We start from the raw sequence: 14,003 nt of genomic DNA, 5'->3' as shown, positions 1-14,003 counted from the left end.
CAACAGATCCTCCCGGGATTCAACCGATGGTGGTCCAGGCACGCGACCTGGCCGATGCAATGACACGGTCAACGATCTGCGCCGAGCGCAGGCCGTCCTCGAAGGTCGGCAGGCCCTGCGGCCGCTCGCCTTCAATGGCGCGATAGGTGTCGGCGACAAACGCCTCGAAACACTGGGCGTAGCCCTGTGCATGCCCGGCCGGCAGCACGGAAAGGCGGCGTTGATCGTCACTGCCGGCACCGGGGCCGCGTACGAAGATCTTCTCGCGCTGGTCGGGCAGGCCGATCCACAGTCGTTCGGCATCCTCCTGGTTGAAGGCCACACTGGCCTTGGCGCCATCGATCTCGAACCAGAGGCGGTTGTGGCGTCCGGCCGAGACCTGGCTGACCGTCAATGACGCCAGCGTGCCGGCGTCGGTTCTGAACATCGCCGCAGCCACGTCTTCGCTCGTGACGGCCTGCATCGCGCTGGCGGCCGTTGGCGTGCTGAAGCTCTGCCCGCTGACGGCGCCGCGCTCGGCGATTACCGTGGAGAACGCCGCGCTGACCTCGGCGAAACGCTCGCCGCTGATCCATTCCACCAGGTCGCACCAGTGCGAACCAATGTCGGCGAACACGCGCGAAGTGCCCCCCAACGCGGGGTCCACGCGCCAGTTGTTGCTGGCCGGGTCCAGCAGCCAGTCCTGCAGGTAGCTGCCGTGGATCAGGTGCAACGGCCCCAGATCGCCCTGGGCGATGCGTGCGCGCGCCTCGCGGACCACGGGGTGGTAGCGGTAGACGAAGGGTACCGTGGCCACAAGGCCGCGCGAGGCCGCCAGCGCAGCCAACGCCTGTGCATCTTCCAGCGAGGTGGCCAGCGGCTTCTCGCAGATCACGTGCTTGCCGGCTTCCAGCGCAGCCTGGGCCATCGCGCGGTGCAGGTGATTGGGCGTGCAGACGTGCACGACCTGCACCTGCGGGTCGGTGATCACCTCCTCGATATCCCGATAGGCACGCGCGACATTCCAGGACTGCGCTGCCTCATGTGAACGCTGCGGTGACGAGGCGGCCACGCCGCGTACCTCGGCACCCGCCAGCAGTGCCGCACGACGATGCACTGCGCCGATCATGCCGGCGCCGACGATGGCGATTCCAAGCGTGGGCATCGACTGGGATCCTCAGGGCGTGGAGGGCGCGGCCGTGGCCGCCGGCCGGTCGCGGAACAGCAGCAGGAAGGCGACCAGCACCACCAGTGCAACGCCTGCCGGGAACAGCCAGATCTGCTGCCAGTCGGGGCCGGCCGCAGTGGTGAAGTGCTCCACCACCGCGCCGGACAGGAAGGTGCCGATCAGCATGCCCACGCCGTAGGTGGCCAGGGTGATGAACCCCTGCGCGCTGCTGCGCGCGGCGGCACCGGCATGTGCATCGGTGTAGATCTGGCCGGTGACGAAGAAGAAGTCGTAGCAGATGCCGTGCAGCACGATGCCGATCACCAGCAGGGAAAAACCGCTGCCCGCATCGCCGAAGGCGAACATGGCGTAGCGCACCACCCACGCGGCCATGCCCACCGCCAGCATCGTCTTCACCCCCAGCCGGACGAACAGGAACGGCATGGCCAGCATCAGCAGCACTTCAGAGACCTGGCCCAGCGACTGCAGGCCCGCGGCGCCGCGCACGCCCAGGTCGTTGAGGTACGGGTTGGTGAAGTTGTAATAGAACGACAGTGGGATGCAGATGGCGATGGAGGCCAGGAAGAACACCAGATAGGCGCGCGACTTCAGCAGCCGCAGCGAATCCAGCCCCAGGATCTGCCCGAGGCCGGCATCGCGCTGCTGCGCCAGCGGCGGCGTGTGCGGCAGGGTGAAGGCATACAGGCCCAGCAGCAGTGATGCCAGCGCCGCCATCCGGAACGTCAGTTCAAGCCGATGCGCCTGTTCCCAGCCCAGCCAGCCGATCAGCACACCGGCCACGATCCAGCCGACGCTGCCGGCCACGCGCACCAGCGGGAACTGCTTCTCCGGCGACTGCATGTGCCGCATCGCCACGCTGTTGGCCAGTGCCAGCGTCGGCATGAACAGCAGCATGTAGCCCATCACGCAGGCGGAGAACGTGCTGAAGCTGTCTGCTGTGGAGGCCAGCCACAGCAGCACCGCACCGGCCAGGTGCAGCACCGCCAGGATGCGCTGCGCGGCGAAGTAGCGATCCGCGATCAGGCCGACCAGGAACGGCGCGACGATGGCGCCGATGGACTGGCTGAGGAATGCCGTTGCCACCTGGCTCGCGCTGGCCTGCAGCGGGCCCTGCACCAGATAGGTACCCAGGGTGACGAACCACGCCCCCCAGATGAAGAACTGTAGAAACATCATCGCGCCCAAGCGCGACATAGCGTGCGTCATGGCTTGCCCTCCCGGGGCGGTGTCGGCTCAGATTCCCAGCATGCGGTGCAGTGATCCGGCGTCCGTGCCGCTGTCGGCAAAGTCGTCGAAGGCGCGCTCGGTCACGCGGATGATGTGGTCGCGGATGAAGGCGGCGCCCTCGCGTGCGCCGTCTTCCGGGTGCTTCAGGCAGCACTCCCATTCCAGTACCGCCCATCCGGGGAAGTCGTACTGGGCGAACTTGGAGAAGATCGTCTTGAAGTCGATCTGGCCGTCGCCGAGTGAACGGAACCGGCCCGGGCGATCGATCCAGTCCTGGTAGCCGCCATACACGCCACTGCAGGCGCTGGCGCGGTACTCCGCGTCCTTGACGTGGAAGATGCCGATGCGCGCGTGGTAGCGATCGATGAACCCCAGATAGTCCATCTGCTGCAGCAGCAGGTGGCTGGGGTCGTACAGGATCTTCGCGCGCGGGTGGTGATCAACCACGTCGAGGAAGCGCTCGAAGGTCGCACCGTCGTGCAGGTCCTCCCCCGGGTGGATCTCGAAGCACAGGTCCACGCCGCAGGCGTCATACGCATCGAGGATGGGGCGCCAGCGGCGGCCGAGTTCGGCGAAGGCTTCTTCCACCAGGCCGGGCGGGCGCTGCGGCCAGGGATAGAAGTAGGGCCAGGCCAGTGCGCCGGAGAAGGTGGCGTGTGCGGTCAGTCCCAGCCGCTGGCTGGCCTTGGCTGCCAGCAGCAGCTGCTCCACTGCCCAGGCCTGGCGCGCGGACGGGTCGCCGCGCTTTTCCGGCGGTGCGAATCCGTCGAACAGGCTGTCATAGGCGGGATGGACGGCGACCAGCTGCCCCTGCAGGTGGGTGGACAGTTCGGTGATCTGTACGCCATGCCCGGCCAGCATGCCGGCAAGGTCGTCGCAGTACGCCTGGCTGCGTGCGGCCTCGGCCAGGTCGAACAGGTGGGGCGCGCTGGTCGGCACTTGTACGCCAGAATAGCCCAGGCCTGCGGCCCAGCCGGCCAGCGTGTCCAGCCGATCAAAAGGAGCTGTGTCGCCGATGAACTGCGCCAGGAACAGCGCTGGACCCTTGAGCGTCTTCAACGTGATTCGCCCTCGATGCAATCGATTGCATTATCCTAGCAGGGGCTCACGCAGGACCTGTTGTGCAGTGCACAGCGGGCAGGAGATCTAACGCCATGGCCACCATCTACGACATCGCAAAGCACGTCGGCGTCTCCGCAGGCACAGTGTCGCGGGCGCTTTCGCGGCCGGACAAAGTCCTGCCGACGACCCGCGCGCGTATCGAGCAAGCTGCCGCCGCGCTGGGCTATGTGCCCAACACGGTGGCCCGCACGCTCAAGACCCAGCGCAGCGGCAAGATCCTGGTCACCGTCCCGGACATCGCCAATCCGTTCTTCGCCCAGATCCTGCAGGGTGCGGAGGACGCCGCGCAGGCCGTTGGCTATGCGGTGCTGCTGGGCGATACCCAGCATCAACCGGATCGCGAGGAGCGCTATGCGCAGATGCTCCGGCGCAACGAGGCCGACGGCATGATCGTGCTGGGCCATCGGCTGCCACCGACGGCGCGCGAGATTGTCCAGCAGAGGGGGGCTGCTGCGCCGGTGGTCAACGGCTGCGAGTTCGATCCTTCGCTGGGCATCCCCAGCGTCCACATCGACAATGCCGCCGCCGCGCGCGCGGTGATGGAACACCTGTATGGGCTGGGACACGAACGCATTGCGGTGGTCGGTGGCCCCCCCGACAATCCGCTGCACCAGCAACGGCTGGAAGGGGTGCGGGCAGCCGGCAAGGCGCGTGGACGCCTGCGCCAGCTGAGCATCGTGCCGGGTGACTTTTCGGTGGAGTCCGGCCATGCCGCCGCGATGGCGATGTTGGCCGCCGCGCCGGTACCGACTGCGGTCTTCTGTTTCAGCGACCAGATGGCGCTGGGCACCCTGGCGGCCTGTCGGGAGCTGGGCCTCCGAGTGCCGGAGGATCTGTCCATCGTCGGCTTTGACGACCTGGCCTCCTCGCGCTACCTCACGCCGCCACTGACGACGATCAGACAGCCGATGCGGGAGATTGGTGAGCGCGCGGTCAACCTGCTGCTTGCCATCATCGAACACGTGGATGTGCCGCTGCAGCAGACGCTGGATTTCAGCCTGATGCTGCGGGGTTCGACGGCTGCACCCAGGGCCGGGTGAGGGCAGGGCAGAGCTCGCTGCCTCATGAGTGTCGCCAGATGGCTTCTGCAACCTTGATCCCGAATTGACGCAAAGCTGTCAGACTCACCGCAGGCAGCCCGGCAAGGGCCTTGGTGGCAGCTGCGATCGCTCAAGGGGGTCGGCAATGCCGTTCTTGACGGACTCGACCGAGGTCTCGGTCGAAGGCATCGGCGCGGCACGGCGCATCGGCTGGATGCGTTTCGTGGGCAACGGGTTGGGGGCGATCCCCATTGCTTCGATCATGCTCGAACGCCAGGACGGTGCGCTGGCGTGGCTCCTGCTGCTGCTCAATGCGCTGGCCTGGCCGGCGCTCGCGCTGGTGCTGACCCATCGCTCGCGGCAGCCCGCGGTGGTCCAGTTCCGCTGCATGGTGATCGATTCCTTCTTTGGCGGTGGCTGGATCGCCTTCATGGGGCTCAGCGCGGTGCCCAGTGCGTTGTTCGCCGCGCTGCTGGTCGCCGACAAGATCGCCGCCGGCGGGGTGAAGCTGGCGGTACGGGCCACACTGGCACTGGTAGTGGGGTTCGCGCTCACCTGGTGGGGGCTCGGGTCTCCCTATCAGCCGGTGTCATCGCAGCGCACGATCGTGCTCAGTGTGCCGTTCCTGTTCGTCTACGGCATCGGCCTCAGCATCCTCAGCTGGCAGCTGGCGCGGCGGGTGAAATCGCAGAACCGCCAGTTGAAGCGGCTGAGCCGGATGGACCCGCTGGTGGAGCTGGCCAACCGCAGCTTCCTGATCGTCCGCGCGCAGCAGGCACTGGACAAGGCGCAGGGGCAGGGTGGTTTCGCCTGCCTGCTGATGCTTGATGTGGATGACTTCAAGCGCATCAATGACTCGCATGGTCATCGTGCCGGGGACGAAGTGCTGCGCCATATCGCCTCCACCTTGCGCGCCTTCGCCCGGCCCGGCGATACCCCTGCGCGGCTGGGAGGCGACGAGTTCGTCGTGCTGCTGCAGGACTGTGCGCCCATCGATGCGATGCATGTGGCAGAGCGGGTTCGTCTGCAACTTCTGGAAGCAGCACGGCAGGCAACGCCGGGCATCGAGTTCAGCGTCAGCATCGGCATTGCTGCCACGCCGCGGGGCGGCAGCGTCGAGGACTGGCTGGCATTGGCCGACCGCGCGCTCTACCACGCCAAGCGCCAGGGCAAGAACAACGCCAGCTATGGCGAGTGAGTCGGCGCGGGCTGCAGCAGTGCTGTCGCAGCACGAGGCCTGATGCCCGTTCATCCTGCACCCGGAATCGTCGTCGCCAATCCTCTACCATGGGCCACCCCGCCCGGACGCGACGCCCATGCAAGACGCCCTCGTTGCCCAGCCCAAGCCCCCCGTTCCGAGGATCGCGGCCTGGCTGATGATGCTGCTGGGCATGTGGCTGGCGTTGAAGCTGGGCCTGGTGGTGACCCTGCTGTCGGGGCTGCTGGTGTTCCAGCTGACCCACGTGCTGGCGTCGACCGTGGAAGGCAGGCTGCCGCCGGGAAGGGCGCGGGCAATCGCGGTGATCGTGCTGTCGGCGATCATCATCAGCGGACTGGTGCTGGCCGGCATTGGCGTGGCGTCGTTCTTCCGCAACGAGACCGGCGGGCCGGACGCGCTGCTGGCGCGGCTGATGGACATCCTCAATTCTTCGCGCCACCAGGTACCGGCGCTGCTGCAGCCGTATATCCCCGAAGACATGCCGGCGCTGCGTGCGGCGCTGAATGACTGGGCCGCCGAACACCAGCGCCAGCTGGGCGTGGCCGGCACGTCGGTGGTGCAGGTGGGCGTGCGCGTACTGATCGGCATGGTGCTGGGGGCGATGATCGCGCTGTATGACGAACTTCCGCTGCCGAAAATGGGGCCGCTGGCGCAGGAACTGATCGGGCGCACCAGCCGCCTGGCCACCGCGTTCCGCCAGGTGGTGTTCGCGCAGGTGAAGATCTCGCTGCTCAACACCGTGTTCACCGCCATCTTCCTGCTTGGCGTGCTGCCGCTGTTCGGCGTGCATCTGCCGCTGTCCAAGACGCTGGTACTGATCACCTTCATCGCCGGCCTGCTGCCAGTGGTGGGCAACATCATCTCCAACACGATCATCACCATCGTCGCGCTGTCAGTCTCGTTCTACGTGGCCGTGGCCGCGCTGCTGTACCTGATCGTGATCCACAAACTGGAATACTTCCTCAACGCGCGCATCGTCGGCGGTGAAATCCATGCCCGCGCATGGGAGCTGCTGCTGGCCATGCTGGTGATGGAAGCGGCGTTCGGCCTGCCCGGGCTGGTGGCGGCACCGGTGTTCTACGCTTACGTGAAACGCGAACTGGTCGACCAGCGCTGGATCTGACCCGGCGTGACCTGTCGCATCTGACCGGCTGGACGGGGGGCGCCGGCGTTGTCGGCGCGTTCGCGCGCGCTGCGCTATATCCACCCCGGCGGATCGTACGGCGCTGGCTTGGCGCCGCCGGAGCCGCTCGCTACAGTGAGCCGCACTTCAGGGGAATTCTGCATGGCCGGCAAGGCATCGCCCATCAGGTTGCGGACCTGGGTCTGGATCCTGGCTGGGCTGTTCGTGGTGTGCACGCTGCCGTTGATGGCCATCGCCCTGGTCCAGGGCACGCTGCGCTACACCGGCGCCGAAGACAACCTGGCCAGCCTGCGCCAGCTGCGGCAGACCTTCGATCTCGCCAACCTGGCTTCGGCCGAGCGCGGTCCGGCCAACAGCCTGCTGGGGGCTGACCCGGCCGACGCCGCCGAACAGGCGCGGCTGGCCGCGCAGCTGGCGGCCGCGCGCAAGCGGGTCGACACCGCCATGCTGCAGCTGGAGACCGTGTTCAAGAACGACCCGGGCGTGCTGGATGAGCGTGGCCTGCTGGCCGACGCGCAACGTCGCCTGCAGTCGGCGCGGGCTGCGGTGGACCGGGTGGTGGCGCAACCGCACGATGCGCGCCGGGTGGAGGCGGTGGAGCGTGCGATCAGTGGCATGTTCGCCGTGGTTGATCGCCTGCACCTGCTGACCTCGGCACAGATCAACGTGCTGGTCAGCGCCGACCGTGAAGCGGCGATTCCGGCGATGCAGGGCCAGGTGCTGATCGATCTTCGCGAACATGGCGGCCGCCTGGCCTCGAACGTGATGGCGCCGGTCGCGGTACCGGGGGCATGGCGCGAGGAGCAGGTACGCGCTGCACTGCAGACCGAGGGCCGCCTGCTGGAGCTGTGGCGGTTGGCGGGTAGCCATGAGTCGGTGTTCCGCAGCGACCCGGAACTGTCATGGCACTGGGACATGGCACGACGGCAGTTCTTCGGCGAATCGCTGCCGATGATCGAGCAGTTGATCGAGGATGGCCGCCGTGGTGTACCACCGCCGTGGACCGCTGCCGAGTTCACCACGCGCTACGTGCCTACCCTGCAGTCGCTGGAAGCCCTGCGTGATGGCTACCTGAGCGTGTCCATCGCCCGCTACGAACGCACCCGCAACCGCGAGGCCATGCGCCTGGCTGTGCTGGTGGCGACCGCGCTGGGCACGCTGGTGGTGCTGGGCGTGGCCCTGCGCATCGCCCACCTGCAGATCCTGCAGCCACTGCTGCAGGCGCAGAAGCAGGTGATCCAGCTCGCCACGGATGCACCTGGCCCGGAGCAGCATGTCACCCATCCGCTGGCCGAGATGCAGCGCCTGTTCGACGCCATCGAAGTACTGCGTGAGAAATCGCGCGAGCGCTCGGCACTGACCAGCGAGCTGCGCCAGCTCGCCGGCACCGACGAGCTGACCGGACTGTTGAACCGGCGCGCGCTGGATGAGGTGGTGCAGCAGAGGCACGCCGGAGGCGATGCAAGCGCCGTGGTGATCCTGCTGGATGTGGATCGCTTCAAGGCGATCAACGATGGCCATGGCCATGAAGCTGGCGACGAAGTGCTGGTGCAGGTGGCGCAGTTGCTGCAGCGCCACCTGCGCCGCAGCGACAGCATCGCCCGCTATGGTGGTGAGGAGTTCCTGGTGCTGCTGGCCGACGGTGATCTGGCCGGTGGCCGCCAGCTGGCCGAGTCATTGCGATTGGCCCTGCAGCAGATGGACATCGAGCTGGCCGGTGGCACCGTGCTGCGGGTGACCGCCAGTTTCGGCGTGGCCGAGGGCGGCACCGACGCGCTCGGCTGGCGCACCCTGCTGCGTGCCGCCGATGCGGCCATGTACCGGGCCAAGGCGCAGGGGCGCGATCGGGTACGGGTGGCGGGGGGCGGTCGCATCACGCGCTGATGGCACGCGTCAGCCAATGCGTGCATGCACCCGTCGCAGCGTCTGCAGGATCGCCCGGCGCGCGATGGGGCGTGCAGCTGCTGCAAACGCAGGTGGGGTGGTGAGCAGCGCGTCACGCACGCGCCACGCGCCCTATCTCGCTTTCTGTGAAGAAGCCGACATTGACCTTCCACGCTTCGGTCACCACTCTGCGCAGACGCTGGGATTCCACTTGATGAAGGACGACACCATGACCCAGCTCACACTGCCCGAACTGGCCAAGAAGATGGCCGACATCGATTTCACCATGCTGCAGACCCGCGCCGGCGGAGAAATTGCCGGTCGTCCGATGAGCAACAACGGTGACGTGGACTACGACGGTGACAGCTGGTTCTTCACCACAGAAGACACCGACATGGTGCACGAGATTGAGGCTGACCCCGCCGTTGCGCTGGGTTTTTCCGGCAGCAGGTCACTGCTGGGCAAGCCGCCGTTGTTCGTGCACGTGCAGGGAAGGGCGGCGCTGGTGCGCGATCGCGCTGTGATGCGCGAGCACTGGGTGAAGGATCTTGAGCGCTGGTTCGAGCAGGGCGTGGATACACCGGGGCTGGTACTGATTCACGTGCGCGCCAGCCGCATCCACTATTGGGATGGCGAGGACCAGGGCGAAATGGCAGTCTGACCCGGCAGCGGGAGGCTGGTGGCCATCGCGGCCATTGCGCGGCGCGCCAGGCCTTTGCCATCCTCCCTGCTGTTTTCCGTAGCGTGGAATCCCGATGCGTCCTGCGTTCTTCTGGCTGGCTTTGGCCCTGCTGCCCACCCTGGCGGTGGCGCAACCCGCGCGTACGCCCAAGGCCAAGGCCCCGGCGCAGGATCCCTTCAGCGAGCTGTTCGACACCGCCTGCATGCAGCACATCGGTGCCCCGGCGCGGTTGCAGTCGCTGATGGAATCCAATGGGCTGTCGCCGCTGCAGCCCGCCGAAGCCGCCACGCTGTTGCAGGGGCAATCGGGCGTGGCGTGGATGGTGCCTCTGGCCAGTGGCCGCTATGCGGTGAGCTGGGCTGACGATGGCACGTGTACGGTCTACGCCGAAAAGGCCGACGCGGCGGTCGTGCAGAAGGGATTCGCCCGGTTGGTGCAGGCCGCACCCAAACCGTTGCAGGTGCGATCGCTGCCAGGGCGTGGGCCACTGTCGGCCGATCAGGTGGCCATCCAGTACGGCTGGGCCACGCCGGGGCAGGGCAAGCTGCAGGTGCGCTTCCGCCTGGTCACGCGCCAGGCGGCCGATGCAGGCGTGCAGGCGATGGCCTCGGCGGCCCCGGGCGAAGCGATGCTGGCGCAGGGCGCGCCTGGGCCCTGACAGGGGCCACGCGCGCGATTCAGCCTTTCACGTGGCGTGTGGTATATCGTTTATCGATAAATCCACTCCGGGGCGGCGAGGCCACCCCAATGCCGGAGGCCGCTTGACCGCTCGTCCCGCCCGCGCCAGTCCCGCGCGAGGCCTGTTCACCCTGGCCCAGGCCGCCGTACAGGCCGTCCGGGCGATGTGCTGGCTGGGCATCCTGGCCGCACTGCTGGCCGTGCCGCTGGTCGCCCATGACCGCCGCTGGCTACTCGACAGCGTCCATGATGCCGGTGCTGTTGCCGCGCACGGCAACGACCTGTTCCTGCACTTCTGCCTCGGCCTGGGCGCGATCGTCGCGCTGCTGGTGCTGTGCCTGCTGTTCCTGCGCCATCTGCTGCGGCTGCTGAAGTCGGCGGCGCGCGAGCGGCCGTTCACCCACGCCAACGCGCGGCGCCTGCAACGCATGGCGTGGTTGATGCTGGCGATGGAGCTGCTGTCGATCCTGATCGGCGCTTACGCGGCCTGGATGGGGCCCGACTTCAGCTGGATGGAGGTGGGCGGCGGCATGTCGATCACCGGCCTGGTGGCGGTGCTGATGCTGTTCGTGCTGGCGCGCGTGTTCGCCGTGGGCGCAGCGATGCGCGATGACCTCGATGGTGTCATCTGATGGCGATTGTCATCACCCTGGACCGCATGCTGCAGGAACGGGGCATGACCCTGTCCGAGCTGGCCGGGCGCATCGACATCACCCTGGCCAACCTGTCGATCCTGAAAACCGGCAAGGCGCGTGCCATCCGCTTTTCCACCCTGGATGCGATCTGCCGTGAGCTGCAGTGCACGCCCGGTGATCTGCTCGGGCATGACCCGACGCAGGCGCAGGACGCTGACTGAGTGCTTTCCCTTTTTCCCTACCTACTGACGAAACGGACCTGAAATGGAATGGTTGGCTGACCCCTCGATATGGATGGGCCTTGCAACCCTGGTCGTGCTGGAGATCGTTCTCGGCATCGACAACCTGGTGTTCATCGCGATCCTTGCCGACAAGCTTCCGCCGCACCAGCGTGACCGCGCGCGGGTGATCGGCCTGGCGCTGGCCCTGCTGATGCGGCTGGTGCTGCTGGCCGCGCTGGCCTGGATCATGAAGCTGACCGAGCCGCTGTTGACGCTGTTCGACCACAGTTTCTCCGGACGCGACCTGATCCTGCTGGGTGGCGGCCTGTTCCTGCTGTTCAAGGGCACCATGGAACTGCATGAGCGGCTGGAAGGCCGCCAGCACGAGGACAATGGCAAGAAGGTCTACGCCAGCTTCGCGATGGTCGTGGCACAGATCGTGGTACTCGACGCGGTGTTCTCGCTGGACTCGGTGATCACTGCGGTCGGCATGGTCGACAACCTGGGCGTGATGTACGCCGCGGTGACCATCGCGATGGCATTGATGCTGGTGGCCAGCAAGCCGCTGACCCGCTTCGTCAACAAGCATCCCACGGTGGTGGTGCTGTGCCTGGGCTTCCTGCTGATGATCGGTTTCAGCCTGGTGGCCGAGGGCCTGGGCTACAAGATCCCGAAGGGCTACCTGTACGCGGCCATCGCTTTCTCGATCCTGGTCGAGGCATTCAACCAGTGGGTACGTTTCAACCGCGAGCGCAACGAGCGCCGCCAGCCGTTCCGCCAACGTACTGCGGATGCGGTGCTGCGCATGCTGGGCGCGCGCCCGACCAATGGCCACGACGACGAAAGTGCTGACGAACACGTCGATGCCGAAGAGCGCCTGCAGCCGGCCGAGCACGAGATGATCCGCAGCGTGCTGGGGCTGGCGGATCGCCCGGTGTCGAGCGTGATGACTGTGCGCGCCGACGTGCAGTGGATCGACCTGGCGCGTGGACAGGACGACGTGGTGGCACGCCTGGTGGCATCGCCGCACACCCGCCTGCTGGTCGGCGATGGTGATCTGGACAGCCTGTGCGGTGTGGTGCAGAGCCGCGACCTGCTGGCCGACCTGCTGCAGGGCAAGCCGCTGCAGCTGGAAGGCAACCTGCGTGAGCCGCAGTACGTGCTGTCCAGCGCCAGTGCGCTGCAGGCGCTGGAACTGATCCGCCAGCACCCGGTGCCGCTGGCGGTGGCGGTGGACGAGTACGGCAGCGTGGAAGGCCTGGTGACCGCCAACGACCTGTTGGCGGCCATTGCCGGTGACCTGGTCGACACCCAGGACGAGCGCTATGGCGTGGTCATGCAGGGGGAAGGCCAGTGGGAGGCCGACGGTGCGCTGACCCTGGACGATCTGCAGCGCCTGGCGGGCGTATCGCTGCCGCGCAGTGCCGACTACATGACCATCTCCGGCCTGGTGCTGGAGCGCCTGGGACGCCTGCCGGACATCGGTGACGCAGTGGAGATCGCGGATGTACGCATCACCGTACTGGCGATGGAGAAGCGTCGCATTGCCCGCCTGCGCGTGCAGCGCCTCGACGGAATGGCCTGACCCACCTGTTGCTGTACAGGGGAGGCCACGCTCTGTTGTGTGTTGGGAAGAAAAGAATGGCCTGCGTGTGAAGAGCCAGGGCTTGTTCCCGCCTCTACACAACACGGCCCGCAACCGTCACCATGGCGGGCCCGCTTTCCTTCCCGAATGGTTGCAGTGCTGAGTACGATCGGTTTGTTGATGGGCCTGTATGTGGCCTGGCGCCTGTTCTGGCCGCTGCGCATGCCCATCTGGATGAAAGTCTTGCTGTCACTGCTGTTGGTGGGCGTTGCCGTGCAGCTGCGCATCGTCGCCATGTTCTGGGGCACGATGGCCTCGCCCGAGATTCCGAAACTGGCCATCGCCACGCTGGCCACCGGCTCCACGGCGGTGTTGCTGCTGGCGTTGCTGATGCTGGCGCTGGACGTGAGCCTGCTTGTTTCCCGCCTGCTGCGCTGGCCACGCGCGGTAGCCGCATTGCGCACGCGGAGTCTGCGACCGGCGGCCGGCTTGCTGGCCCTGCTGGTCAGTGGTTATGGCATCAGCCAGGGCATGGCGGTGCCCCAGCCTCGGCAGATCGACGTGGCGATCAAGGATCTGCCGGCCGCGTTCGACGGCTATCGCGTGCTGCAGCTGACCGACATCCACGCCAGCCGCCTGCTGACCGGTGACTGGGTGCGCAGGGTGGTGGACCAGAGCAACGCACTGACGCCGGACCTGATCGTGATCACCGGCGACCTGATCGACGGCAGTGTCGAGGCCCGCCGTGACGACGCGCGTCCACTCGTGGACCTGCGGGCGCCGGACGGCGTTGTCGCCATCACCGGCAACCACGAGTATTACGCGCAGTACCAGGCGTGGATGCAGGCGTTTCGCGCGCTGCACATGCGGGTGCTGGAGAACAGCCACATGCAGGTGCGGCGTGGCGATGCGGCGCTGACCATCGCCGGTGTCACCGACCCGGTGGCGGCACGCTACGGCCTGCCGCTGCCGGATATGGACGCTGCATTGGCTGGCGCCGATCCCTCCGCGCCGGTGATCCTGCTCGATCATCGCCCACGCAATGCGCGTGAGGCCGCTGCGCGCGGTGTGAAGCTGCAGTTGTCCGGGCATACCCACGGCGGCCAGATCATCGGCATGGACCAGCTGGTGAAGCGGGCCAACGGTGGCTATGTCTCCGGGCGTTACGAGGTGGACGGGATGACACTGTACGTGAGCAATGGCGCTGGCCTGTGGGCCGGATTCCCCGCGCGCATCGGCGTGCCGTCGGAGATCACCCTGATCACCCTGCGCCGCGCCCCGTGACCTGAAGTGGGGTCAGATCCCTTTCCGCAGGGAATTCGCTGCCTTTCGTGCTGGGATCCCTCTGTAGGGGGGGGGGGGGGGGGGGGGGGGGGGGGGGGGAAGAAGAAAGAGAGG

Annotated in this window: 13 protein-coding genes; 10 read left to right on the top strand and 3 right to left on the bottom strand. The window is 67.1% G+C overall.

What is annotated here, in order from left to right:
• Window positions 1–19: 19 nt before the first annotated feature.
• The 3 genes from ACTJJM_RS03250 to ACTJJM_RS03240 are packed head-to-tail and all read right to left on the bottom strand — an operon-like array spanning window position 20 to window position 3,454.
• Window positions 20–1,144, bottom strand: a complete 1,125-nt coding sequence (locus tag ACTJJM_RS03250) for a Gfo/Idh/MocA family protein (protein WP_440865145.1) — start codon at window positions 1,142–1,144, stop codon at window positions 20–22.
• A gap of 12 nt (window positions 1,145–1,156) precedes the next feature.
• A complete protein-coding gene (locus ACTJJM_RS03245; protein ID WP_049455580.1) occupies window positions 1,157–2,374 on the bottom strand; it encodes an MFS transporter in 1,218 nt (405 codons plus the stop codon).
• Between the two features lie 27 nt (window positions 2,375–2,401).
• Window positions 2,402–3,454: a sugar phosphate isomerase/epimerase family protein gene (locus ACTJJM_RS03240; protein WP_440865144.1), complete on the bottom strand. Its 1,053-nt coding sequence runs from the start codon at window positions 3,452–3,454 to the stop codon at window positions 2,402–2,404.
• 95 nt (window positions 3,455–3,549) lie between these two features.
• On the opposite strand from ACTJJM_RS03240, the gene ACTJJM_RS03235 reads away from it, so the two are divergent.
• The 10 genes from ACTJJM_RS03235 to ACTJJM_RS03190 all read left to right on the top strand — a co-directional run bounded on the left by ACTJJM_RS03235 (window position 3,550) and on the right by ACTJJM_RS03190 (window position 13,889).
• Complete coding sequence (locus ACTJJM_RS03235; protein ID WP_010483472.1) at window positions 3,550–4,557, top strand: LacI family DNA-binding transcriptional regulator; 1,008 nt, start codon at window positions 3,550–3,552, stop codon at window positions 4,555–4,557.
• 145 nt (window positions 4,558–4,702) lie between these two features.
• Window positions 4,703–5,755 carry a diguanylate cyclase domain-containing protein gene (locus ACTJJM_RS03230; protein WP_440865143.1) on the top strand — a complete coding sequence of 351 codons (1,053 nt, stop codon included), beginning with the start codon at window positions 4,703–4,705 and terminating at the stop codon, window positions 5,753–5,755.
• Window positions 5,756–5,873: 118 nt separating this feature from the next.
• The gene (locus ACTJJM_RS03225; RefSeq protein ID WP_049455581.1) at window positions 5,874–6,899 is read left to right on the top strand and encodes an AI-2E family transporter; all 1,026 of its coding nucleotides are present in this window, start codon (window positions 5,874–5,876) and stop codon (window positions 6,897–6,899) included.
• Window positions 6,900–7,061: 162 nt separating this feature from the next.
• On the top strand, window positions 7,062–8,804 hold the full coding sequence (locus tag ACTJJM_RS03220) for a GGDEF domain-containing protein (protein ID WP_043396815.1): 1,743 nt from the start codon (window positions 7,062–7,064) through the stop codon (window positions 8,802–8,804).
• A gap of 229 nt (window positions 8,805–9,033) precedes the next feature.
• The gene (locus ACTJJM_RS03215; protein ID WP_029379872.1) at window positions 9,034–9,465 is read left to right on the top strand and encodes a pyridoxamine 5'-phosphate oxidase family protein; all 432 of its coding nucleotides are present in this window, start codon (window positions 9,034–9,036) and stop codon (window positions 9,463–9,465) included.
• A 94-nt stretch (window positions 9,466–9,559) separates the two neighbouring features.
• On the top strand, window positions 9,560–10,144 hold the full coding sequence (locus ACTJJM_RS03210; protein WP_440865142.1) for an NMCC_0638 family (lipo)protein: 585 nt from the start codon (window positions 9,560–9,562) through the stop codon (window positions 10,142–10,144).
• 184 nt (window positions 10,145–10,328) lie between these two features.
• Window positions 10,329–10,796, top strand: coding sequence for a DUF2975 domain-containing protein (locus ACTJJM_RS03205; protein WP_049413539.1), 468 nt, complete (start codon window positions 10,329–10,331; stop codon window positions 10,794–10,796).
• Complete coding sequence (locus ACTJJM_RS03200) at window positions 10,796–11,020, top strand: helix-turn-helix domain-containing protein (RefSeq protein WP_010483459.1); 225 nt, start codon at window positions 10,796–10,798, stop codon at window positions 11,018–11,020. Before ACTJJM_RS03205 ends, ACTJJM_RS03200 begins: the two co-directional genes overlap by 1 nt.
• 43 nt (window positions 11,021–11,063) lie before the next feature.
• Window positions 11,064–12,605 (top strand): TerC family protein, encoded by a 1,542-nt coding sequence (locus tag ACTJJM_RS03195; protein WP_049455585.1) that lies wholly within the window; start codon window positions 11,064–11,066, stop codon window positions 12,603–12,605.
• Between the two features lie 147 nt (window positions 12,606–12,752).
• Window positions 12,753–13,889, top strand: coding sequence for a metallophosphoesterase (locus ACTJJM_RS03190; protein WP_440865141.1), 1,137 nt, complete (start codon window positions 12,753–12,755; stop codon window positions 13,887–13,889).
• The last annotated feature ends 114 nt before the right edge of the window (window positions 13,890–14,003 follow it).

The sequence above is a fragment of the Stenotrophomonas sp. 22692 genome (assembly GCF_052045015.1).
In the GTDB taxonomy this organism is placed as follows: domain Bacteria; phylum Pseudomonadota; class Gammaproteobacteria; order Xanthomonadales; family Xanthomonadaceae; genus Stenotrophomonas; species Stenotrophomonas geniculata.
The sequence above is the reverse complement of the archived record's forward strand: the minus strand, read 5'-3'. Positions and strand labels throughout refer to the sequence as shown.